This window comes from Cytobacillus sp. NJ13, assembly GCA_030348385.1.
In the GTDB taxonomy this organism is placed as follows: domain Bacteria; phylum Bacillota; class Bacilli; order Bacillales; family Cytobacillaceae; genus Cytobacillus.
In genome coordinates this window covers 2861902-2885600 of sequence record JAUCFP010000006.1, presented here as the reverse complement: position 1 = coordinate 2885600, position 23699 = coordinate 2861902, and the positions used below count along the sequence as shown (strand labels likewise).

The 23699-nt window shown below is 39.7% G+C and carries 24 protein-coding genes; 22 read left to right on the top strand and 2 right to left on the bottom strand.

Translation table 11 applies throughout. The annotated features are described in order from the left end of the window. Positions 1–80 precede the first annotated feature (80 nt). The 6 genes from QUF73_14200 (at position 81) to QUF73_14175 (ending at position 6265) form a co-directional block, all read left to right on the top strand. Positions 81–464 (top strand): VOC family protein, encoded by a 384-nt coding sequence (locus tag QUF73_14200; protein MDM5227353.1) that lies wholly within the window; start codon positions 81–83, stop codon positions 462–464. A gap of 195 nt (positions 465–659) precedes the next feature. Further along, positions 660–1460: a peptidoglycan-binding protein gene (locus tag QUF73_14195; GenBank protein MDM5227352.1), complete on the top strand. Its 801-nt coding sequence runs from the start codon at positions 660–662 to the stop codon at positions 1458–1460. A gap of 171 nt (positions 1461–1631) precedes the next feature. Continuing rightward, entirely contained in the window at positions 1632–2087 is a 456-nt protein-coding gene (locus QUF73_14190) for a VOC family protein (protein ID MDM5227351.1), read from the top strand. A 100-nt stretch (positions 2088–2187) separates the two neighbouring features. Further along, the gene (locus QUF73_14185) at positions 2188–3576 is read left to right on the top strand and encodes a PLP-dependent aminotransferase family protein (protein ID MDM5227350.1); all 1389 of its coding nucleotides are present in this window, start codon (positions 2188–2190) and stop codon (positions 3574–3576) included. 113 nt (positions 3577–3689) lie between these two features. Next, a complete protein-coding gene (locus QUF73_14180; protein ID MDM5227349.1) occupies positions 3690–5009 on the top strand; it encodes an MFS transporter in 1320 nt (439 codons plus the stop codon). Between the two features lie 50 nt (positions 5010–5059). Next, entirely contained in the window at positions 5060–6265 is a 1206-nt protein-coding gene (locus QUF73_14175; protein ID MDM5227348.1) for a PLP-dependent aminotransferase family protein, read from the top strand. A 259-nt stretch (positions 6266–6524) separates the two neighbouring features. Here QUF73_14175 and QUF73_14170 read toward each other — a convergent pair whose 3' ends face one another. Further along, a complete protein-coding gene (locus QUF73_14170; protein MDM5227347.1) occupies positions 6525–7394 on the bottom strand; it encodes a LysR family transcriptional regulator in 870 nt (289 codons plus the stop codon). A 351-nt stretch (positions 7395–7745) separates the two neighbouring features. Here QUF73_14170 and QUF73_14165 point away from each other — a divergent pair, with 351 nt between their 5' ends. The 7 genes from QUF73_14165 to QUF73_14135 all read left to right on the top strand — a co-directional run bounded on the left by QUF73_14165 (position 7746) and on the right by QUF73_14135 (position 15028). Beyond that, a complete protein-coding gene (locus tag QUF73_14165; GenBank protein MDM5227346.1) occupies positions 7746–8639 on the top strand; it encodes a DMT family transporter in 894 nt (297 codons plus the stop codon). 234 nt (positions 8640–8873) lie between these two features. Then, complete coding sequence (locus QUF73_14160; GenBank protein MDM5227345.1) at positions 8874–9167, top strand: antibiotic biosynthesis monooxygenase; 294 nt, start codon at positions 8874–8876, stop codon at positions 9165–9167. Between the two features lie 567 nt (positions 9168–9734). Further along, on the top strand, positions 9735–10103 hold the full coding sequence (locus QUF73_14155; GenBank protein MDM5227344.1) for a metalloregulator ArsR/SmtB family transcription factor: 369 nt from the start codon (positions 9735–9737) through the stop codon (positions 10101–10103). After that, complete coding sequence (locus tag QUF73_14150) at positions 10096–12231, top strand: heavy metal translocating P-type ATPase (GenBank protein ID MDM5227343.1); 2136 nt, start codon at positions 10096–10098, stop codon at positions 12229–12231. Before QUF73_14155 ends, QUF73_14150 begins: the two co-directional genes overlap by 8 nt. A gap of 51 nt (positions 12232–12282) precedes the next feature. Further along, positions 12283–13341, top strand: a complete 1059-nt coding sequence (locus QUF73_14145; GenBank protein ID MDM5227342.1) for an NAD(P)/FAD-dependent oxidoreductase — start codon at positions 12283–12285, stop codon at positions 13339–13341. Between the two features lie 63 nt (positions 13342–13404). Then, positions 13405–13950 carry a copper resistance protein CopC gene (locus tag QUF73_14140; GenBank protein MDM5227341.1) on the top strand — a complete coding sequence of 182 codons (546 nt, stop codon included), beginning with the start codon at positions 13405–13407 and terminating at the stop codon, positions 13948–13950. Position 13951: 1 nt separating this feature from the next. Continuing rightward, a complete protein-coding gene (locus tag QUF73_14135; GenBank protein MDM5227340.1) occupies positions 13952–15028 on the top strand; it encodes a CopD family protein in 1077 nt (358 codons plus the stop codon). Positions 15029–15325: 297 nt separating this feature from the next. Here the strand turns inward: QUF73_14135 and QUF73_14130 are convergent, their stop codons facing one another. After that, the gene (locus QUF73_14130) at positions 15326–16168 is read right to left on the bottom strand and encodes an alpha/beta hydrolase (protein ID MDM5227339.1); all 843 of its coding nucleotides are present in this window, start codon (positions 16166–16168) and stop codon (positions 15326–15328) included. A gap of 532 nt (positions 16169–16700) precedes the next feature. Here QUF73_14130 and QUF73_14125 point away from each other — a divergent pair. From QUF73_14125 to QUF73_14085, 9 genes are all read left to right on the top strand, one after another. Then, positions 16701–17933 (top strand): cytochrome P450, encoded by a 1233-nt coding sequence (locus tag QUF73_14125; protein MDM5227338.1) that lies wholly within the window; start codon positions 16701–16703, stop codon positions 17931–17933. Between the two features lie 128 nt (positions 17934–18061). Continuing rightward, positions 18062–18601, top strand: coding sequence for a helix-turn-helix transcriptional regulator (locus QUF73_14120; GenBank protein ID MDM5227337.1), 540 nt, complete (start codon positions 18062–18064; stop codon positions 18599–18601). Between the two features lie 177 nt (positions 18602–18778). Further along, a complete protein-coding gene (locus tag QUF73_14115; GenBank protein ID MDM5227336.1) occupies positions 18779–20281 on the top strand; it encodes a multicopper oxidase domain-containing protein in 1503 nt (500 codons plus the stop codon). Positions 20282–20298: 17 nt separating this feature from the next. Then, on the top strand, positions 20299–20826 hold the full coding sequence (locus tag QUF73_14110) for a CueP family metal-binding protein (protein ID MDM5227335.1): 528 nt from the start codon (positions 20299–20301) through the stop codon (positions 20824–20826). A 273-nt stretch (positions 20827–21099) separates the two neighbouring features. Beyond that, positions 21100–21723 (top strand): class I SAM-dependent methyltransferase, encoded by a 624-nt coding sequence (locus QUF73_14105; protein MDM5227334.1) that lies wholly within the window; start codon positions 21100–21102, stop codon positions 21721–21723. Between the two features lie 114 nt (positions 21724–21837). Then, positions 21838–22314 carry a GNAT family N-acetyltransferase gene (locus QUF73_14100; protein ID MDM5227333.1) on the top strand — a complete coding sequence of 159 codons (477 nt, stop codon included), beginning with the start codon at positions 21838–21840 and terminating at the stop codon, positions 22312–22314. Between the two features lie 44 nt (positions 22315–22358). Then, positions 22359–22958 (top strand): DUF402 domain-containing protein, encoded by a 600-nt coding sequence (locus QUF73_14095; protein ID MDM5227332.1) that lies wholly within the window; start codon positions 22359–22361, stop codon positions 22956–22958. A 13-nt stretch (positions 22959–22971) separates the two neighbouring features. After that, the gene (locus QUF73_14090; GenBank protein MDM5227331.1) at positions 22972–23154 is read left to right on the top strand and encodes a Na-translocating system protein MpsC family protein; all 183 of its coding nucleotides are present in this window, start codon (positions 22972–22974) and stop codon (positions 23152–23154) included. A 193-nt stretch (positions 23155–23347) separates the two neighbouring features. Beyond that, entirely contained in the window at positions 23348–23674 is a 327-nt protein-coding gene (locus QUF73_14085) for an antibiotic biosynthesis monooxygenase (GenBank protein ID MDM5227330.1), read from the top strand. The last annotated feature ends 25 nt before the right edge of the window (positions 23675–23699 follow it).

The window sequence follows — 23699 nt, the reverse complement described above, 5'->3', positions numbered from 1 at the left end:
AGATGTGCCTGCTGGTTTTCTGGCAGCCAGATTGTTAGTACAGAATCATAATTTACAAATATCAAGGAGGCAAAAACATGATGAAAGTTATTGTTACCAGTATCTTCGTCCAGGATCAGGATAAGGCATTGAAATTTTATACAGAAACGCTGGGGTTTGTAAAAAAGCATGACATTCCAGTCGGAGAACACAGGTGGATCGCCCTTGTTTCTCCCGATGATCAAGACGGTACGGAGCTTTTGCTGGAACCGAATGTACATCCGGCTGCCAAAGAATATCAAAAGAAGATATTTACCGAAGGAATCCCGGCAACAATGTTTGGCGTTGCGGACGTTCACGAAGAATATAACCGATTAATAAACCACGGAGTGAAGTTTACTATTGAGCCGACAGTAATGGGTGATGTCACATTGGCTGTCTTCGATGATACATGCGGCAACCTTATTCAAATTGCGCAGAATTAGCTTGAAAAAAGGGCATTTTTGGGGGTTCTATTTTCTCATTATGTTGCGTAATATATACGCAGACAAAATAGAGCACATTATTTCAAGATAATGGATGATTGAGGGCCGAACGTTGTGATTCTGCTTTCTATACACGAATAATGTCATTTCCTCTCGAATTCTTTTATGTAAAAAGAAATTGGGGAGGATTTTTTTATGTTAAAGAAATTTAGAAACATGCTGATGGCTCTTGCGGCTGGGGTTCTCATGCTTGCCGCTCCTTCATTTACAGAAGCGGCGCTTGGGGATCGGACACTTGCCAATGGATCATCAGGGTCAGATGTGGCCGAATTGCAGGATTACCTGATGACAAAAGGGGTTTTCCCGTACCATACATCGACAGGATACTATGGAAGTATCACGGTGGAAGCCGTTAAGGATTTTCAGCGTAAGCGCAATCTAAAGGTTGATGGGATTGCTGGGCCGCAAACAAACTATGCGCTAAAAGTGCTGAGATATGGAGATATTGGGAAACAAGTCATCCAAATTCAATATCAATTGAAACAAACAGGTCACTACAAATCTAATTTAGATGGTATTTATGGAAATGGCACAGTGAGCGCTGTCAAGAGCTTTCAAAGACAGCTAGGCCTGACTGCAGACGGAATTGCCGGTCCGAGGACAAGAGCAGAGCTGGATCGAAAGGCCAAGCGCGGTTCAGCTGCCGGTAAAACATTGACTGTGGAAAGCACAGCGTACACGGCTGATTGTGAGGGCTGTTCAGGTGTGACACGGATGGGTCTGGATTTAAAAAAGTACCCTGATGCGAAAGTGATTGCTGTCGACCCCAGTGTCATTCCGCTTGGCTCCATCGTAAAAGTAGAAGGCTATGGAGTTGCGATAGCAGCGGACATAGGAGGCGGCATAAATGGAAGTTCAATCGATGTGTTCATTCCTGACCGCAGTGATGCCCTTCAATGGGGGCGAAAAAGTGTACGTGTGGAAGTAATCGAATAGGTATGGGCTGGCCCGCACAAATGCGGGGCAGCTTTTTTGTTTTGGAAATCTCTAAAGAGATGAAAGCAAATACATATAAAGAAGTATAAGACTTCATCCATATTGTGGACGGAATATGGGATCCGTTACTGATATATTAATGTTAAGAAAATTAGGGAAAGAGGTTAAAGAATGATTAAAGGACTGTATGAAGCACATTTACCGGTAAGTAATATCAGCAAGTCGATTGAGTTTTACAGGGGCTTGGGTCTGGATTTAGCAATAAAATACGAAAAAACAGCATTTTTTTGGATCGTTAAGAATGAAAGCTGGCTGGGATTATGGGAATGTGACCAAGCAAAAATGAACTATCATCCTTCCATCAGACATGTTGCATTTAGAGTAGATTTAGAAGATTTAAAGAATGCAAAAGAGTGGCTTGAAAAGCGAGGCATTGAAATGCGTGAAGAATTCGGCTTTAAACCACTTGAACCCATTGTAATGCCAGACCAGACACATGCTATGGTCTATTTTCATGACCCAGATGGAAATTCATTAGAATTTATCTGTAAATTATCAGCTGAGCCTGAAAATGAACCTAAGATGTATCTAAGCGAATGGGAAAAGTACTTGGAGAATAAAAACTGAATTTTTTTCTTGGTTCGGCGAAATGGGCAGGGTAGAGGAACAAGGGTTATAATTAAAGAAACAGTTTCATTGAAAACTTGTACAAAAAAGGGTGCGTATCATGCCGATTAATTCTTTTGAAAACTATCCTATGACCTGGAAGCCATCCATTGATAGAACAGAAAAGCCCATTTATCAAGCACTGGCAGGGCAATTGGAACAGGATATTTTAAATGGAGTGTTATTGCCCGGAACGAAACTTCCTCCACAGCGGGAACTGGCCGATTATTTAGATTTAAATTTGAGCACCATTTCAAAAGCATTTAAAGTGTGTGAGTTAAAGGGGTTATTAAGTGCAACGGTTGGAAGCGGCACATTTGTGTCCTATGATGCTCTATCGAATGCGTATTTACTTGAAGATACAAAGCCGAAGCATCTAATTGAAATGGGAGCAACACTTCCGGACAATGCTTCTTTCGAGCCGCTGATGCTCCAGCTGAAAAGTATGCTGCAGGAAACAGATTATGAAAAATGGTTCGGTTATGGCCGGGGAGGTGAAAGCCATTGGCAAAAGGATGCAGCGGTAAAGCTTATCCGCAGAGGCGGGTTAGAAACAACCGCTGATCACATTTTATTTGCGAATGGGGGTCAAAATGCGATTGCGGCTGCACTGGCCAGTCTTTGTAAGCCGGGAGAGCGAATTGGAGTTGACCAGCATACATACCCTGGTTTAAAAACGGCTGCTTCGATGCTTAGTGTGCAGCTGGTGCCAATAAAAACAGAAAACTATGAAATGAGCCCGGTGTCTTTTGAATATGCGTGTAAAAATGAAAATATTAAAGGCATTTACTTGATTCCGGATTATCATAATCCGACAGCTTCCTTTATGTCGGTCGGGAACCGAAAAATGATCGCAGCCATTGCTAAAAAATATAATCAGTTCATTATCGAAGATGCATCGTACCATCTTCTCAACAAAGAACCATTGCCGGCAGTCGCATCGTTTGCACCAGAACAGGTCATCTATATTGCAAGTTTATCTAAAACATTTGCACCGGGTCTGCGGCTGGCCTATGCAGCAGTGCCGAGTCAATTCAAGGAGCCAATTTCACGGGCGCTTTATAATTTAAATGTATCCGTTTCTCCACTCCTGGCAGAACTGGCAGCACGTACGATTGTATCGAATCAATTCGAAGTCTTAATTGAGGGCCATCAGAAGCAGACTATTCGCAGAAATCAACTCGTAAACCGATATCTGGCAGACTTTACGTGCTTAGGTGCTGAAACAGGCATCTTTCGCTGGCTGCTATTGCCAGGCAAGATTACAGGGGCTGAATTTGAAGTTTTAGCGAAACAGCAAGGAGTACAGGTATTTGCAGCTGAGCGGTTTGTAGTGGGAAACAGTTGTCCGGAGAGGGCTGTAAGAATTTCTGTTTGTGCCCCGGAAACGCTTAAAGAGCTTGAGCGTGGGTTGATTATCCTTAAACGTCTTTTAGACGGTCTTACCTAATATTGTTTGCCATACAATTATCATATTGTATGGTTTTTTTGTGCGTGTTAAGATAATTTAAATCTAGTTTGAATATTAAGAAAATAGTGTTGGCTGTCTAGAAAGGGAGGTGAATGATCTTGCCTAACAATAGTGAAAAGGTGTTAGACGCCCAATCTGCTTTACTGCAAAGCTGCATAATTTCTTCTGAAAAACAGCAGCAGCTATACAAAAGAACATTAATTGTTATTGTCATATCCCAGATTTTTGGAGGAGCAGGACTTGCAGCCGGAATAACAGTAGGGGCACTTCTAGCGCAAAATATGATGGGGACAGATAGTGTAACGGGAATTCCGACCGCTTTATTTACTTTAGGATCAGCGGGTGCTGCGCTGCTGGTGGGGCGGCTTTCTCAGCGGTTTGGCCGCCGTCCTGGACTTGCGGCAGGATTTTTGGCTGGAGGCATCGGCGCTTTTGGAGTAGTGATTTCATCATTAACAAACAGCATTCTGCTATTATTTATTTCACTGCTCATCTACGGGGCTGGAACGGCTACAAACTTACAAGCACGCTATGCTGGAACTGACCTGGCAAACCCGACACAGAGGGCAAAGGCTATTAGCATGGCCATGGTCTCCACCACATTCGGTGCTGTTGCCGGCCCAAACCTGGTGGATGTAATGGGGGAGTTCGCCATATCCATAGGAATTCCTGCTTTAGCCGGCCCCTTTTTATTAGCGGCTGCGGCGTATATACTTGCTGGATTCGTTCTATTTATTTTCCTTCGTCCTGACCCCTTTATTGCGGCAAAAGCCATATCAGAGGCACAAAGTAAAAACAATCATTTAGTGAAAAGTTCGAATTTGGTATCGATAAACAGGCGAGGCATTTTTGCAGGAGCTGCCGTAATGGTTTTAACTCAATTTGTGATGATGGCCATTATGACGATGACCCCCATACATATGGGACACCATGGACATGCTTTGAATGAAGTAGGGCTTGTCATTGGATTTCATATAGGAGCGATGTTTTTGCCTTCGTTAGTAACTGGTTTTCTTGTTGATAAAATTGGCCGTGCTGCTATGGCTACTGCTTCTGCTATTACACTGCTTGCTTCTGGCATTCTGGCTGCAGCGGGACCTCCTGATTCAATGGCCGTACTCAATATAGCACTTGTTTTACTCGGGCTTGGATGGAATTTTGGCTTAATTAGCGGCACGGCCATTCTTGTCGATTCAACTCACGCTACTACTCGGGCTAAGACGCAGGGTTCTATCGATGTATGGATCGCTTTATCAGGAGCATTAGGAGGAGGTGTATCTGGGATAATTGTAGCGTATTCCAGCTATGCAGCCCTTTCAATTTCTGGTGCTATCCTTTCATTATTGCTGATTCCCATTGTTTTTTGGGCAGGTATCCATCAAAAAGAGAAAAGTATAAGTTTGAGTGACTGAATTTTCAGTATTATAATTAACTCCAAAAAATAAAAAAGGAATGTTTATAAATGGAACATAAATTTGCTGAGAGAGCTCGCTTTGTAACATCTTCTGAGACACGTGAAATATTAAAAGTAACAGAAAGGCCAGAAGTAATCTCTTTTGCAGGAGGACTGCCAGCTCCAGAGCTGTTTCCTGTAGAAGCTATTAAGGATGCATGCAATGCTGTCTTGAATGATGAAGGAGCTGCTGCCCTTCAATATAGTACGACTGAAGGATATATTCCTTTAAGAGAAGCTATTTGTCAGAGAATGAAAATGGCTGGAATTGACTCTGGCATTGAAAATGTTCTTATTACATCAGGATCCCAGCAGGCAATCGATCTTACGGGAAGATTATTTATCAATGAGGGAGATGCGATTATTTGTGAAAGCCCAACCTATCTTGCAGCCATTAATGTATTCAAGTCATATAATGCAAAGTTTATTGAAGCAGCAATGGACGATGATGGAATGGTGATGGAAGAGCTGGAGAAAAAGCTGCAAGAGCATCCCAATACAAAATTTATTTATACGATTCCTGATTTCCAAAACCCTACTGGCCGCACCTTGAAACTCGAGAGGCGAAAAAGAATGATTGAGCTTGCTAATCAATATGATGTGCTGATTGTAGAGGATAATCCCTACGGAGCTGTAAGGTTTGCTGGAGAGGAACTCCCGCCTGTGAAACATTTTGACACAGAAGGCAGAGTCATTTATTTAAGCACTTTCTCGAAAATTTTCACTCCCGGTCTTCGGCTTGGATGGATTTGTGCGGACGAAGTTTTCATTGATAAGTATGTTGCTTTTAAACAAACAGCTGACTTGCATACAGATAGCTTTGCTCAAAGAATTACGGCAAAGTATATGGAGCTTTACGAAATTGAAGAGCACATTCATAAAATAAAAGCTGTTTATAAAGAAAGATGCACAGCTATGTTATGTTGCATTGAAGAATTTTTCCCAAAGAATTTGTCCTACAGTAAGCCGGAAGGCGGATTATTTATTTGGGTAGAGCTCCCGGAAGGCATTGACTCAGCACATATATTTACAGAGTGCCTGAAAAACAATGTAGCTTGTGTCCCTGGTGTTCCCTTCTTTCCAAATGGCACACAAACAAATACATTGCGTTTAAATTACTCCAATATGTCTAAAGAGAAGATTATTGAAGGGATGAAGCGTATGGGAGAAGTATTGCATCGGGAATTAAAAAATGATTCAATGCTGACAGTCTGAAGAGACCTATATTGATGGCAGGAAAGAAAATTATTTTTGCAGGTACAGAGACGAATTCATCATTTGGCGGCCATCTTGCAGGTGCTTTTCTGTCAGCTGAACAGGCAGTTTCTTAAATCGTTAAATTAGATAATAACCTTTTACGACATGAAATTAAGCTAGACATAATTAAATCCAAAGATAAGTGGAGAGAGAAATCAGGATTGAAATGATGTGGTATTTTAACAGTGTGAATACATGATTTCTCCATCACACCTTTTTAATCCCTGTTTCTATATGATATATATTCTAAAAACCTCTTGGACGCAAGAGAAAGTGATTTTTGGTCTCTCACAGCAATACCAATATTTCTAAAAGCAGGAACTTCTAGCTCTTTCGCTATAATTTTGTGAGGAATACGCTGTAAAATCAATTCCGGTAATATACTGATTCCCAGCCCGTTTTCCACCATAGACATAATTGCGTAGTCATCCCATGTTGTAAAATTAACTTGGGGTGAAATATGGTGCATTTCAAAAATTTCGGAGATTTCTGCCTTTGCCCCTTTTTCCAAAAGCATAAACGGGCTGTTCAATAAGCCGCTGATTGGAAACTTCTCGCAATCAGCAAGCGGATGATTTTGCGGAATCACTACCAGCAAACGGTCTTGCTCCAAAAAGATCGTTTCAAGTTCTGCTTTTGACGGCAGCCGCACAAATCCGAAGTCAACACGTCCATCTAAAACCCATCTTTCAATTTCTGTGTAATCACCAAGCAGAAGTTCAAAATCAATCTTCGGATAATCCTTCTTAAAAACTCTGATCATGTTAGGGAGCCAATGAGTTGCTACGCTTGAAAATGTCCCAATACGAATCATCCCGGACTGTATATCGTGTAAGTCTTCGATCTGTGTCATTAAGATTTCCTGCTCATTGCAGATCCGCTTTAATTGGGGCAGCAATTTTAAGCCATCAGAGGTTAAACTGATACCCGCACGGCCTCTTTCAAAAAGGGAAACCCCCCATTCCGTTTCTAAATCGTTAATCATACGGCTGATTCCAGACTGTGTATAGTCCAGTGCTTCTGCAGCTTTTGTGAAGCTGCCGAATTCTGCTGCTTTAACAAATGCCATATATTTTTGGATATTCATATCGCTTTTCCTTTCCATCTGGTTTTGTCATATATATCATGAGAAACATTCGTTTTTGTAATATGTGACACCATGATATGTTATTACTATCAAAAATTCAAGATAGGAAAGGAGAGCTGTAAAAAAAGTTTTTTGTGATTGAAAAGTTTCTTTAATTCTCCTCAAAGAAAGGGTCTGCGAATCATTGAGATTCCATTTGAACTACAGATGAAGCAAACTCAATGGGGACTGTGTCGAGATCAATCAAAACTATGCAAAGCGCTTTCCGACTGAGATTGAAATGTGAAATTAAGCAAACATATTAAGAATCTGCGAAATATAAGCTGATTCGCAGATTGGCAGGAGCAGAAGATGAAATCTAAAATTCAGTTTATATTATCAATGATTACTTTCGGTACAATTGGTCTGGTGGTCCGGTACATTGATTTAGCTTCGAGCGAAAGAGCTTTACTAAGCAGTTTCCTGGGATGCATATTTTTACTGTTGATATTCTTTTTGATGAAGAAAAAAATATCATGGAATTTAGTAAAAACGAATGCTTTATTTTTGATTCTTTCAGGTATTGCATTGGGAGGGAATTGGATTTTTCTTTATCAATCTTATGACTATACGACCATTGCCAATGCAACACTGGGTTATTACTTTGCGCCTGTGCTTGTGATGATTCTTTCACCGTTTATACTTCGGGAACAATTATCCATAAAAAAAATGGTTTGTATTGGTGTAGCCATCATTGGTATGTTAATGATTGTAGGAGAAGGCATGAGTGCATCGGAATCAGAGGATATACTTGGACTTTCCTTTGGATTAATCGCAGCTGCATTTTATGCTGCGTTATTGCTTTTAAATAAATTTATCAAAGATATGGGAAAGTTAGAGCTGACCATCATTCAGCTTGGAACAACCACTTTACTGCTAATGCCATATGTTTTCCTTACCGAAGGATTTGGCATCTTTGAAATATCAGGTTCTTCCATTCCTTTTATTCTAATTTTAGGGATCGTCAACACTGGGATTGGGTTTTGGTTATTTTTCTCTGGTATGGAAAAATTAAAAGGTCAGAGTATAGCTATGCTAAGTTATGTAGATCCATTTGTAGCTATATTGATTTCTGCAATTATCCTGCAAGAACAAATGACAATTGTTCAAATGCTTGGTGGTGTATTGCTATTAGGCTCTACTCTTGTTAGTGAATTCAGATCAGTCAGCCATTCAAAACAATTAATGAAAACACCAGCTGAATAAACTTAAAAACAATGGGAAGCACTCGTTTCCCGTTGTTTTATATTTTTGAGTGAATAATCATAGAATTAGTGAACTATAGACAGCTGCCAAAATGGCGGTTTGTCTTTTGGAACAATCGGAGCAGGTAAGTTAATAGAATATGCGATCAGCTGCCCAAAACATTCACTTGTTATGATTAAATAGAAATCAAGAGCTCTTTAGTAAATGAGAAATCAAGGAAAGGGGAAGTTTTACATGATTTTAGAAGCCGTAATGCTGCAAGTAAAAGAAGGAATGGAGGAAGAATATGAACTAGCGTTTCGTGAAGCATCAAAAATTATCTCTTCCATAAAAGGGTACATATCTCACGAGCTGCAGCGATGTATGGAAGTTAAGGGTAAATATTTATTGCTTGTGAAGTGGGAATCATTAGAGGCCCATACAGTTGGGTTTAGACAATCGAAAGAGTATCAAGAATGGAAAAAACAGCTGCACCATTTCTATGATCCATTTCCTGCAGTTGAACATTTTGAAAACGTTCCTCTTTAATTAGTTATTTCAATATATAAAAAACCTCCTTATAGGGAGCCATGTGGAGGCTTCGAAAAAATTAAGCTATCCTAAGCGGGATAGCTTTTCCTCATTTCAGTGTTTCTTATCCTCAAATTGGAGTGCTGTTTCCCCAATTTGCTGAATCTTTTCCCCAAATTAAGTGCTCGTTTCCCCAATTTCATAATTCTTTTCCCAAAGTTCACATTTACCTATGGCAGCTTTTGTTTAATGGGGCAGGATGGTTGGTGAAGGTAAAGAAATAGTTTAAAAGGAACGAACTAAAATGCAGAAGGGTTAATTGTACTACCGAGCAGTTAATGTCAAATAGCAGGGGGACAACCTACTTTGCTAGAATAGCAAATTTCTTGAAGTAAAAGGGAAAGGTGCTGCCGATTTTCTATAAATGGTTCATCCTCAATTTGGATGAATCATTTTTTGCTTTTAGATACTCATTTTTTATGACAAGAAAATATCTTCCTAATAATCAAATGAATGTTTGACTATTTAAAAAATGATGCATATACTAATACTCAAATAATCGTTTGATTAAGGGGGTGGCTTCTTTTGAAGCACGATGATGTTTGTGAAGTAACCTGCGTCGATGAAGAGAAAGTAAGGCGTGTGAAAGAATCTGTCTCCCAACAGAATACCTCTGCTGTTGCCCAAATATTTAAGGCGTTATCTGATGACACTAGGGTTAGGATTGCCTTTTCCCTAAGTGAAGAAGATGAACTATGCGTCTGTGATGTAGCCAATATTGTGGGGTGCACAACGGCAACGGCTTCTCACCATTTACGGCTTCTTCGAAATATGGGACTTGCGAAATATCGTAAGGAGGGCAAATTAGTCTTTTATTCGCTGGATGATGATCATGTCAAACAGCTGATTCAAATTGCCTTTACACATCAAAGGGAGGTGGAGCACTATGAGTGAGGCACTAGCGAAATCAGATGAAAAAACGGTCTATCGTGTGCAGGGATTCACCTGAGCAGGCTGCGCCACAAAGTTCGAAAAGAACGTAAAACACCTGGATGGTGTTTCTGATGCAAATGTAAATTTCGGTGCTTCAAAGCTGACCGTTTATGGAGAAGCAACCATTGAAGAACTGGAAAAGGCTGGAGCCTTTGAGAATATAAAAATTATCCCTGAGAAGGAGCGGTTTGAGGAGAAGAAGGAACCTTTTCTGAAAAAGCATGCGACTGTTATCGCTTCCTTTGTCCTCCTCGTTATTGGATGGTTTGCAGGGGAACTGAATGGGGAAGGGAGCATTTTCTCCGTTTTAGCGTATGGCGCATCGATGGTTATTGGCGGATACCGCTTATTCACAACAGGGGTAAAAAATCTATTCCGATTTCAGTTTGATATGAGAACACTTATGACGATTGCCGTCATTGGTGCTGCCTTTATTGGGGAATGGGGCGAAGGAGCAACCGTGGTCATCCTATTTGCGATTAGTGAAGCGCTTGAAACGTATTCCATGGATAAAGCTCGTCAATCAATCCGTTCCTTAATGGATATAGCTCCACGGGAAGCTTTAATCCGAAGAGGGAACCAAGAAATGATGGTTGAGGTGGAGGAGATTCAGCTTGGCGACATTATGATTGTCAAGCCAGGGCAAAAAATCGCGATGGATGGCATTGTAGTAAAGGGCTTGTCTTCCGTCAATCAAGCTGCTATTACGGGGGAATCTGTCCCTGTTGCCAAAATGGCTGAAGATGAAGTCTTTGCAGGAACCTTGAATGAAGAGGGACTGCTTGAGGTTAAAGTGACGAAGCATGTAGATGATACGACAATTGCAAAGATCATCCACTTGGTGGAAGAGGCTCAGGCTGAGAGAGCCCCTTCACAAGCCTTTGTCGACAAATTTGCTAAATACTATACGCCGCTCATCATGCTTATTGCCTTAGGTGTGGCCGTTGTTCCTCCGCTGTTTTTTGGAGCTGATTGGGATACATGGATATACCAGGGATTAGCTGCACTTGTGGTTGGCTGTCCTTGTGCGCTCGTGATCTCGACCCCTGTTGCAATTGTGACTGCGATTGGGAATGCCGCAAAAAATGGTGTACTGATTAAAGGCGGTATTCATTTAGAAGAGATGGGGGCAATCAAAGCCATTGCCTTTGACAAAACGGGAACACTAACAAAAGGGATTCCAATGGTAACAGATTATCTGCCGCAACCCCATGCAAATTCTAATGAACTTTTGTCCATTGTTGCCGCATTGGAGAAAGGATCACAGCATCCACTCGCTTCGGCTATTATGAAAAAAGCGGAAGATGAAAATGCGCCATACCAGGACATCAGTATTGAAGACTTTTCTTCTATTACCGGAAAAGGAATTAAAGGAATCTTTCAAAATCAGATGTATTATGTTGGAAGCCCAAATTTGTTTGAGGAACTATTAACAAACGGAATTCCAGCTGAATTAAAAGCAACCATTGCCCGCCTTCAAAAGCAGGGAAAAACGGTCATGGTGACAGGTACTTCAGAAGAAGTATTAGGTCTGATTGACGTTGCGGATGTGTTAAGAGAAAACAGCAAAAATGTTATTGAAAATCTTCATTCTATGGGAATTCAAAAAACCATTATGCTTACTGGCGATAACGAGGGTACTGCAAACGCGATTGGTGAACAAGTAAGCGTATCGGATATTAAAGCTGAATTATTGCCACAGGATAAATTAACGTTTATTAAAGATCTTAGAAAGAAATATGACCGTGTGGCAATGGTTGGTGACGGTGTAAATGATGCCCCTGCATTAGCTGCTTCTACCGTTGGAATTGCCATGGGGGGAGCTGGAACGGATACGGCTCTTGAAACAGCGGATATTGCCCTGATGGCAGATGATCTTGGGAAACTGCCATTTACAGTGAAGTTAAGCAGAAAAGCCCTTAGCATTATTAAGCAAAATATTACGTTTTCATTAGGAATAAAGCTTGTCGCATTACTTCTGGTCATACCAGGCTGGCTAACGCTTTGGATTGCGATTTTTGCAGATATGGGTGCGACTCTTATTGTCACATTAAACGGCTTGCGTCTTCTCAGAATTAAGGACAAATAAGTTAGGGCTTCCCGCTTTTTATGGGAAGCTCTTTTACTAGGGGGAGATATTTTGTTATACGATGTTCTGGTTATAGGGGCAGGTCAGGCTGGTCTTTCTGCAGGCTATTTCCTTAGAAAGTGGAATTTATCTTTTCTTATTCTGGATCAGGGCAATGAAATAGGTGAGAGCTGGAGGAATAGATATGATTCTCTAAAGCTCTTTACACCGCGTTTTTTCAGTTCTCTTCCGGGTTTATCTTTGAGTGGTGATCCGAATGGATATCCAACAAAAGATGAAATCAGTGACTATTTATTGAAGTATGCAAAGGAGTTCTACCTTCCAGTAAAGCTCCGAACAATGGTTACAGAACTAGAGAAAGAAGGGGATTGTTATGTTTTGTCCACCAGCCAAGGTGAATACCGAAGCAAACAGGTGGTAGTTGCCACAGGTCCTTTCCAGAAGCCAAATATACCTGAATTCTCAAAACACCTTTCAGATGAAGTCCTTCAGTTGCATTCTTCAGAGTATGAAAGTCCTGATCAGCTCCAAAGCGGTACCACAGTTGTAGTAGGCGGAGGGAATTCCGGGGCACAAATTGCAGCAGAATTGGCGGATCATCGAGATGTGTATATATCAGTGGGGCACAAACCTAAATTCCTGCCTCAGGACTTAGGTGGCAAAAGCATCTTTTGGTGGTTTGATAAATTAGGATTATTAAAGGCAAACGTAAACAGCCAAGTCGGACAGATGATCAGGAATAAGCCTGATCCGATTTTTGGATATGACCTAAAAGTGAAGCTTAAAAACGGAGGAATACAGCAGAAACCGAAGGCTGTATCTGCCGATAATCATAACCTCATCTTTGAGGACCAAAGCACAGTGAAAGTAAGAAATCTGATTTGGTCCACTGGCTTTAAATCGGATTTTAGCTGGATAAAGATTCCCGCAATCTTTGATGAGAAGGGGATGCCGATTCATAAAAGAGGAGTTGCTGATAGCCAACGGTTATACTTCTTAGGGCTCCCTTGGCAATACAGAAGGGGTTCGGCGCTGCTCCAAGGGGTTGGGGAGGATGCTGAATATTTGGTTCATGAAATGGTTAAGAACCTTCAGCCTCTCCATGAATGATTGAGTCAAAATAATAATGGTATACTTCTGTTGGGATTAAGTATATGAGAAGGGAAATTTACTATGAATAAGATACTAATGTCGTTCCTATGTTTTTTCATCCTATTGCCATCAATGGCAGCTGCTCACACTGGGCTGGAATCTTCAACTCCAAAATCAGGACAAGTGGTAACGGATGATCTAAATGAAATTACTCTTACCTTTGCAGGTGAAATTGAATCTTTGAGTGCAATGACGCTAGTCATAGAGGGACACGAAATCCCTTTTTCTAATGTTGAACCAAATGGCAAGCAAATGAGTGGAACATTAGAAGCACCACTTGAAAACGGATCCTATGTTATTCGCTGGAATATAGTCGGGGAAGACGGGCACCAGATTAATGGGGAAATCCCCTTTACTGTAAAGTCTGAAGAAAATACAAGTCAAGATTTAGAAATGGAAGAATCTCAAATCACTGATGAAGAAAAGATCCAGACAGAAGAAACAGAGAAAAGTGCAGAGGGCGAAAAAGAATCCTCCCCAAATAGGATTATGAATATCTTTATTCCAATTTTGACATTGGCTGTATTAGTGTTTGGATTGTTCCTTCTGTTCCGAAGGAAGCGTTAAAATGAGTGTAGTCGTACCATTAGCCGAAATCGCAGCGTATCTTTTATTTTCGATTTTAATCGGAAACACAGCACTTCAGTTTATACCTGAAAAGAAAAAGCCCAAAATAAATATCTCGAAAAAGACGCTGCTTTTATCAACTTTAGGCATTTATATTTTTACATTTGGACCGGTCGCACAGACGATTTCTTATTTTAGCGATGGCGTAGGTCTTACACTCGCAGCTTATTCAGTTCTGACAGATTTTCAAGTAGGAAGAGCCTGGATATTCATTGGATTAATGTCGGTATTTCTATGGATAACTTTGTTATTAAATGGTTCAAAATATCTGCAGGCGCTTTGGCTGCTCCTGATGGTTTGTGCCATTGGGTACTCCAGTCATGTTGCCTCACTGTCCTTTTGGAACGGGTTTATTGCACACTCCATCCATTTTCTTATGGTGACACTTTGGACAGGGATTCTAATTCACGTCGCCTGGTTTTCAAGTGATAAAGAAAAATGGCCAGAGTTCCTGAGGTGGTTTACCCCATGTGCAATCATAAATTTAATGATCTTGCTTATAAGCGGCTTTGCCCTCATGATCTATGTGGTTGAGCCAAAGGATTATGTAGATTCGTGGGTTTTGCCTTATGGACAAATGCTGCTGTTAAAACATCTAAGCATTATTCCTTTATTGGTATTCGCATTTTTAAATGGAGTGCTAACCAGAAAGTCATTAAGAATTTCCTCTTTTGACCCTCGGCCATGGATCAAAGAGGAGGGTATTATTATTTTCCTTGTTTTTTGTTTTACAAGTGTGTTGGGAACTTTATCGCCGCCCCATGAGGTTGAGTTTACGGTCCAGTCGGAAGGTGCTTCGGATTGGGTGGAATGGCTTTTGGGGACTGACATTCTTTCAGTCATGAATGTTCATTTAACACCAAATTTTTTATCGTTATTTTTAATGGTTAACTCACTTCTTTTCTTAGCTTTAGTTGTGATCAGTTATAAGAAAGTAAAACCTTCTATTGCAGTTCTTTTTGGGATGAGTTTTGTTTTCGCCCTTTATTTTGGTTTGATGATGTCTTTATCAATTTAATATGTGGAGAAGCGGGGGTCCTATATATTGGAATTTTATTAGCTAACAGCGTGGGGATTTGTACTATTAGCCGGCCCAGTTATCAATTTTAGAATAGGATTGTGAATAAATGTACTTTCACAACCAGTGCTTTATTATAAAGGCCTGATTGCGAAGAAAAAGCAACCCAATTTCTCGTTAATAACATTGAGAAATCGGGCTTTGAACTTTCCATATGTTACCTTAAATAAAACTAGTAAATACAACTAGAACCAAGCCTACTTGCGTGAATGGGTATTTTCTTTCAACTTATTTTTCTTATCTAGAACTAAGCTTTACAACGGAATCTATAATTTGATTCCAGTCATCACTATGAATCTCATGCCCAGTTCCCTCTAGTGTTACTAACTCAGAGTGAGGGATGGCTTTCTTAAGAGCAAGCCCGTGCTCGTATGGGAGGGCTGGGTCTTCTGTGCCATGAATAATGAGCACCGGTACGCTGATTTCATTCATTCTATCGAAATATACGTCTCCTCCTTGCAGCAAGGCATGGTTAAATCTGCTCGGCAGATGGTTGGCGCGATCCGCCTCTCTTTCTGCCAGTTTATATATTCTTTCCTGCTCGAAAGGTTTGGAGCCGGCTAACGTTTTCCATCCGCCCGCGAGATAAGGAATAGCAGCATCCCGATTCGTCCAATCGATGGAAGCACTCTTCGTGTGGTAATCCAGTATGTTCTGATCCATTGGAGGCAGCTTTTCCATCTCAGTCCCAAACACACTTGATGCAATGAGCGTAAGCGTCAGTACACGGTCCGGATATCTTAAGGCAAGAATCTGGCCAGTTAAGCCTCCCATGGACATACCAACGATATGTGCCTGCCCTATATGATAAGCATCCAGGACACCGGCGGCATCGTCAGCTAGGTCTGTTATCGTATAATTGGAAGTCCCAGGTTCATATGTGGTCGATCGTCCCAGATCCCGATGGTCGTACCGAATGACAAATCTCCCCTGATCAGCAAGGCGGAGGCAGAAATCCTCATCCCACCAGTCCAGTGAAGTCATTGCGCCCATGATCAAAAGGATAGCTGGATCCTTAGAGTTACCAAAACTTTCTGTACATATATTCACTTTATTTATTTTCATTATCTGTTCTCTCATATTTTACCTCCGTATTATTTAATCACCGTTCCTAATGTCGCAGATCAAATTCTTTCCGGAGCATGTTTGATTTGCCCCTGTTAATTATCTGTGCTGAATCCACTTGATAATCATGACGAGGCCTCCTTTTTAATTCTTATTTAACAAGGGACTCATCCCTATATTTATTACCTTAACATATGTCTAATCACTTAAAAACCAAAATTTCCCTGTGTTTTTTTCGGGCACATATTTTACGAGCTGAAGCCTCCTTACAGACAGCATAGGGAGGCTGTTTTTTTATGGAGTTAATACGTCTTGTTTCTGAAAAAATCATCTTCCTATATGTAGGTTACATGGACTATTTATAAATTTTCCCTCAAATAAAAAATGGAAATCTTTAGCCAAAAATACTCTTTTTAAACTACTTTGTTTAGAGTAATGTAATAACGGAAGGTACATTTCCCTTAGTGGATATTAAAGCTTAAATTTGCTCTTGTCCCTGATTGTTGCAGCCCAGTGACCCCCATCTTAAAGGAGGAAAAGAAATAGTATGTTGAAAGAAGTCATTCCCGTAAACGAGATTACTAATTTTCAGTCACGTGCAGAAGAGTTTTTTCCTATTGAGTGGTATAAAGACATGCTTCACCATCATCCGGTTTATTATCATGAACATACGAATACATGGAATGTTTTTACCTATGATGGTGTGAAACAGGTGCTGGGCAACTATGAATTCTTTTCAAGTGCCGGGCCGAGAACAACGATATTCGTTGGAGCAAATGACAAGCATGAAAAAGCGTCGTCTTTAACAAATCTTACACTTGCAGACCCTCCCGATCATCGGAAAGGGCGTTCCTTGTTAGCAGCAGCTTTTACTCCCCGCAGTTTGAAGAATTGGGAGCCGCGCATCGAGCAGATTGCGGAGGAACTGGCAGATAACATCCAGGGAAATACCGAAGTTAATATTGTTGAGGCTTTGGCCGCCCCGCTGCCTAGTATGGTTATTGCAGATCTATTCGGCGTGCCGATACAGGACAGGGCTCAGTTCAAGGAATGGGTGGATATCCTCTTCCAGCCTTACGATAAAGAAAGACTGGAAGATATAGAGATTCAAAAACAGAATGCTGCGAAAGAATATTTTCAATATCTCTATCCGATTGTTGTGCAAAAGCGGTCGAATCTTTCGGATGATATTATCTCTGATTTAATTCAAGCTGAAGTAGATGGTGAAAAGTTTACCGATGATGAAATTGTGCAGGTGACCATGCTGCTTTTAGGCGCAGGAGTGGAAACAACCAGCCATGCGATTGCCAATACGTTTTATTCATTGGTTTATGATGATGAGTCTTTATATGAAGAACTGCGTAAAGACCTGAAATTAGTGCCAATCGCAGTTGAAGAAATGCTCCGCTATCGTTTCCATATGTCGAGAAGAGACCGCACTGTGAAAAAAGATAACAATTTATTGGGCGTTGAGTTAAAAGAAGGGGATGTCGTTATTGCTTGGATGAGTGCATGCAATATGGACCATCGGATATTCGAAGATCCTTTTTCTGTAAACATACACCGCCCTAACAATAAAAAGCATCTAACATTCGGAAATGGCCCGCATTTCTGTCTGGGTGCACCTCTGGCACGCCTGGAAATGAAAATAGCACTGGAGACCTTCGTGAAAAAGTTCTCCAGCATCGAACCAGTGGAAGGGTTTGAATTAGAAAAGAACTTAACGGCATCAGCCACTGGCCAATCCTTAATAAATCTGCCGATGAAAGTTTATAAATAATAGCAGAGGCTCCCTTAAAGCAGACAGGCTTTAAGGGAGTCTTCTATTTAAGCCAGGTAAAGTATGAGGCTGAAATGCCAGCTTCATTTTGCTAAAATAAGGGTAATTCTCTTGAAGGAGCATAAAGAATGACCATTCAAATATTTATTTTAACCAAACTGATGGAGGGTAAGAATTATCCTTATAAAATAAAAAAGCAGCTTTCAGAGCCTATTCCATTTGATCAGCTAGCTGGATTAACAGAGAGCAAGCTGTACTACCATTTCGATTCATTGGCAAAACAAGGCTTAATTGAAACGGTCGAAATTTTAAAAGAAGAACACCGTCCTGATAAACAAATATTTGAAATCACGGCTAAAGGAAGGGAAGAGCTGCCGAAAAAAATCTGCAAATTATTTGAAACGGCCGATTCGATCGGTGAAATGATAGTGGGTCTGGCCAACATCAAATATGTAGATCGGGATAAAGCAGCCGCGATCCTTGAAGAAAAATTAAAGAACTCCAAGGCTAAGTGGGAATATTATAAAAATTTCGAAAAGCTGATTCAAATAGACAAAGATAATGAGAACCTCATAGAATTCCTTGGCGGATATGTTTCGACCAAAGCAGAGCACGCTATTTATTGGCTTGAAAGGGTAATTGAACAGATTAGGAGAGGGGATATTTAGGCAGAATTTATATTTAACGAAAAGTGAATTTTAACAAATATGAAGTTATAAAAAAATTTAAAAAAATGGACATATTTCTATTTTGTTTATGACTATTTATTTCATTAAACTCCACAATTTCTCCATATTTATTTGCTATTGTTTCCTTTGGTAGTAGAAATAGAGGGAGGAAACAAAATGAGATCAAGATTTTGGATTTCTTCATTATTAATAAGCACGATTATGATTGGAGGATGCAGTGCGGGGGATACACAGCCGGAAAATGAATCTGAAAAAAATCAAGCCATGGACCATACCAAAATGGAACCTGAACAGAAAATGGGGGATATGGAGGAAATGGGAGGGCATATGAGCCATGAGAATCCTCCAGCACTTAATGACTCGACAGAGGAAAATGAGCTGGCGATACCTCCTTTGCTTGAACCCAAGGATGGAAGTTATCCTATTACTGCGCAACAGGGAACGACGGAAATATTAGAAGGTATTCAAACAGAAACGTATGGATATAATGGTTCATTTTTAGGTCCTGTGATTCGTATAAAAAGAGGGGATGCCGTCACATTTAAAACAAGGAATGAGTTAACTGAGCCAACAACCTTTCACTGGCATGGCTTGGATATTCCGGGTAAAGGCGATGGAGGACCACACCAAATAATCGAACCTGGTGAAACAAAAGAGGTAAAATTCACAGTCAATCAGGAAGCATCTACCTTATGGTTCCATCCTCATCAAAAAGGCATTACAGCTGAACAAGTGTATAAAGGTCTGGCAGGCCTCATTTATGTGGAAGATGAAAATTCTCAAAAACTTGGTTTACCGGATCATTATGGAGTGAATGACTTTCCTTTAGTTTTTCAGGATCGTCAATTTGATGATCAAAACCAATTAAATTTCAAAGCAGTGCACAATGATGATGGAACAATTGGCAATACTTTATTGGTAAATGGCACACTGAATCCTAAATTAACTGTTGGGGCGGAAAAAGTCCGTTTGCGTTTATTAAATGGATCGAACGCTCGTAATTATACATTCAAATTAAATACTGGTGATTCATTTCAGCAGATTGCAACGGATGGCGGATTCTTAAATGAACCGTTAGAAAGGAGTGAAATTACTCTGACACCTGGCGAAAGAGCCGAAATAATCGTTGATTTTTCAAAGCAAAATTCTGTCAGCGACATTGCGCTGCTAAATGAAGAAGGCACCATTTTATTGCCGTTTAAAGTCAAAGAAGAACAAACAAATTCGGCAGAACTGCCAGAAAATCTGAATGACTATAAAGTAACGGATGAAGAAAGAAACTTGCCGGTATCTAAAAGACTAGAACTGTTTGGAATGGGAAGGCATGTAACCATTAATGGCAAACAATTTGATATGAATCGAATTGATCTTACCCAAAAAGAAGGGGAAACTGAGATTTGGGAAGTGTATAATAAGCCAGATCCGATGGGTGGAATGATCCATCCATTCCATATCCATGGAACACAATTTAAAATTGTTTCAATTGACGGAGGAGATCCTCCTGAAATCCTTCAGGGATGGAAGGATACTGTCGCAATTGAACCCGGCCAAACAGTAAAGCTGGCAGTAAAGTTTAATAATAAAGGGATCTATATGTACCACTGTCATTTGCTGGAACACGAGGATAATGGCATGATGGGACAAGTTGAAGTAAACTAAATTAGGAAGTGATAAGGATGAAGATAAAAATAGTTTTGGCTGTTTCACTTATTTCTATTGTTTTAGCTGGGTGTGGACAAGAAGCTTCAAATGATGAGGAAGCTTTAAAGGCTGAAAACATCAAAGAATTGGTGAATGATTATAGTGCAGGAAACATTAAGAGCGAGTCTGCTTCGATTACCTCACAGCAGCTAATGGTAAAAAAAGCGGATGGGGAAGAATTAGTTTATGATCTGCCGAAAAAAGAGTTTTTCGTTTCTATTGCACCTTACGTTAATGAAACCCATCCTTGAACTAATCATAGCTTGACAGGTTGTCAAGGTGAATTAGCTGATAAAGAGTTTGATGTATATATTGAAGATAAGGAAGGCAATGTCATTTTGAACGAAAAAGTAAGGTCCCAAGCAAATGGATTTTTTGATTTATGGCTCCCAAGAGATGAAACATATCAAATAAGGATTAAGTATGATGGAAAAGCATCGGAATCAGAAATTTCAACTTTTGAGAATGATGGTACTTGTATTACAACTATGCAATTAACTTAAAGGGGCCTTCGGTTCAGCTGAAGATTTCATCCATCTAATAAGAAGGTCCATTTTTTTATGAAAAGCTGCCAAGAGGCAGCTTTTTTGTTTACTTAAAGGAGCAGGCCGGCTAAAGTTTGGTAAAGAATACATTCTGTTAATTGTTAAGGAATTACATTTACAAAAAAACAAAATCCGATTATAGTTATTAAAGAGTCTTTATATCTACAATTCAAATGAGGTTAAGCAGTTTAGCACCCTAATGAAAATAAAACATAAGGAGATAGAGATCCAATGGAATTCTGGGAATCAAGTTTTATAGAAAAACAAACGATGTGGGGGTTTGAGGCTGCAGATTCCGCTGTCTTAACAAGGGACTTTTTCCTTGAAAAGAATGTTAAGGATATACTGTTGCCGGGTTTTGGATATGGAAGAAATGCGAAGGTTTTTATTGAAAATGGCATAGATGTGACAGGTATTGAGATTTCAAAAACAGCCATTGATCTGGCGAGGCAACATGGGATTGGCAGCAGAATTTTTCATGGTTCAGTAACTGACATGCCTTTTGATAAACATATTTACACTGGTGTATTCTCCCATGCCCTTATTCACTTATTGAATAAGGTTGAGAGAGAGAAGTTCATTAAAGATTGCTATGATCAGTTAAAGCCAAATGGCTATATGATTTTTACAGCTGTTTCAAAAAAAGCCCCTATGTTTGGCAAGGGCAAGCAATTGGATAAAGACTATTTTGAGATCATGGAAGGTGTGAAAATGTTTTTTTATGATTCTCACACCATAAAACAAGAATTTGGACAATATGGCCTGATAAAGATTTCAGAAATTGACGAGCCAAGTAAGGATATGAAAAATAAACCATCAATAAATTTCTTCATGATAAAATGCAAGAAAAAATAGTGCCAGCTGCCATCACGGCAGCTTATTTTTTGGATTCATTTTTGGTTTAATTACAAAATTTTAACTGTACAAACATTTGTTCTTATCATACTATTAAACTGAGGGGGAGAATAAATGAAAAATACAAATTATTTGGAATTAAAGCATTTCTCTAATGAATATATGGATATTTTGAACTCTTTTGAGCTTCCTGAAGAGCAGGTTCAATTCACTTCGCTGCCAGGCAATTATAAAGAAGTAATAGATGGCCAGCATCGGATCGTTATCCTTTGTGATGGAGAACCAGTGGGCTTCTTTTTAGTGCATTCAACTGAAAGAGTAAAGGAGTATTCGGACAATCCGCAGGCGATGCTGCTAACATCATTTTCCATCAATCAGGCTAAACAAGGACGGGGATATGCAAAGCAGGCTATGTACTTACTAAGAAAATTTGCTGCTGACGAATTCCCTGACTGTAATGAAATCGTATTAGCTGTTAATCACAAAAACATTGCTGCCCAAAATCTTTATGAAAAAGTTGGGTTTCAGGATACAGGACGCAGAAAAATGGGGCCAATTGGCGAACAGTACATAATGAATTTAATGTTGTAAATACATGTTGCCTGGTTCTTATTTGCCATTGGGAGGTTTCCGCTATGACAAATCTAAGAAGAACTCACCAATTCAATGGGGCTGAAATAATAGAAAGAAAAATAAGGTATGATTCCAAAGTGGTGGAATATAATTGTATGCTGTTGACTGTACAAAATCAGAGTGTGGTGCTTTTTCATATTATTGAAGACACTTTTACAATGAAAGCCAATCAAGCTCAATTAACAATACCGAAAGGCAGTTATACAATTGCTTATTACTGGGAAGATCGCCCATATAATTTATATTTCTGGAGAGACCATAAAGGAAATTATTTAGGCTCTTATTTTAACATTGTAAAAAATACATTTATAAGCGATAGAATGGTATCTTTTGAAGATTTAATAATCGACATTTTAGTACTTCCGAATGGAGAATATTTTATTTTAGACGAGGATGAATTGCCTGAGTCATTGGAGAAATTTGAGAATGGGTCTGTCCAGCAGGCTTTAAACTTATTAACAGAATCTTTACATACTGTTCTTTTTCAAACTATTTCAGAATCGGAAGGCATTTATGCGCATGAGAAATTTATTCCTTTGTTGGAGCAGTTTGTGAATAAGCATACGAAAAATACATTATCCCAGAAATCAGAGGAGATTTAAGTTCAATATTCAGATGGTTCATGAGGCAAGGACCACACTAGTGAAAAGAATCTATGAGGATTCTGCTAAAGTAAAAAAATTGGAGGAATTAGTTCAGGCGAAGCTTGTCAGCATTTATGCGGATATCAATATAGAAATGGACATTGCCATGACTGTTTATGTGTTTGACAAAGATATTAAGGTTAATGAAAAGTAGGCCGAGCATGTCTTGGTAATGGCTGCGACCCAGGCAGATTATTAATGGACGCAAATGACCAAATGAAACCATGGGTAAATATCTTATTATATAGTGTGCGATTGTTCAATAAGGGCAGTCGCTTTTCTTGTTTGAAAATATTTATAATAGAATAGCGGGAATTATAAAAATATTGAAATGGAGGAAACAATGTATGAATGGAATTGTAAAAACTCCTGAAACACCTTATTACGCAGTGATTTTTTCTTCACAGAGAACTGAGGGAGATAGAGGTTACGGAAAAATGGCGGAAAAAATGGCAGAGTTAGCTTCTCAGCAAAAGGGATTCTTAGGCCTTGAAAGTGCTCGTGATGAAGGGTTAGGAATTACAGTTTCATATTGGGTTTCCTTGGATGCAATAAAGAATTGGAAGGAATACTCGGCACATCAAGTTGCACAGGATAGAGGTAAAAAAGAATGGTATAAGAGCTTCGCACTAAGAGTGTGTAAAGTAGAAAGGGATAACTTTTTCGAAATATAATAATTCTTGTCTTATTCAGCTAACG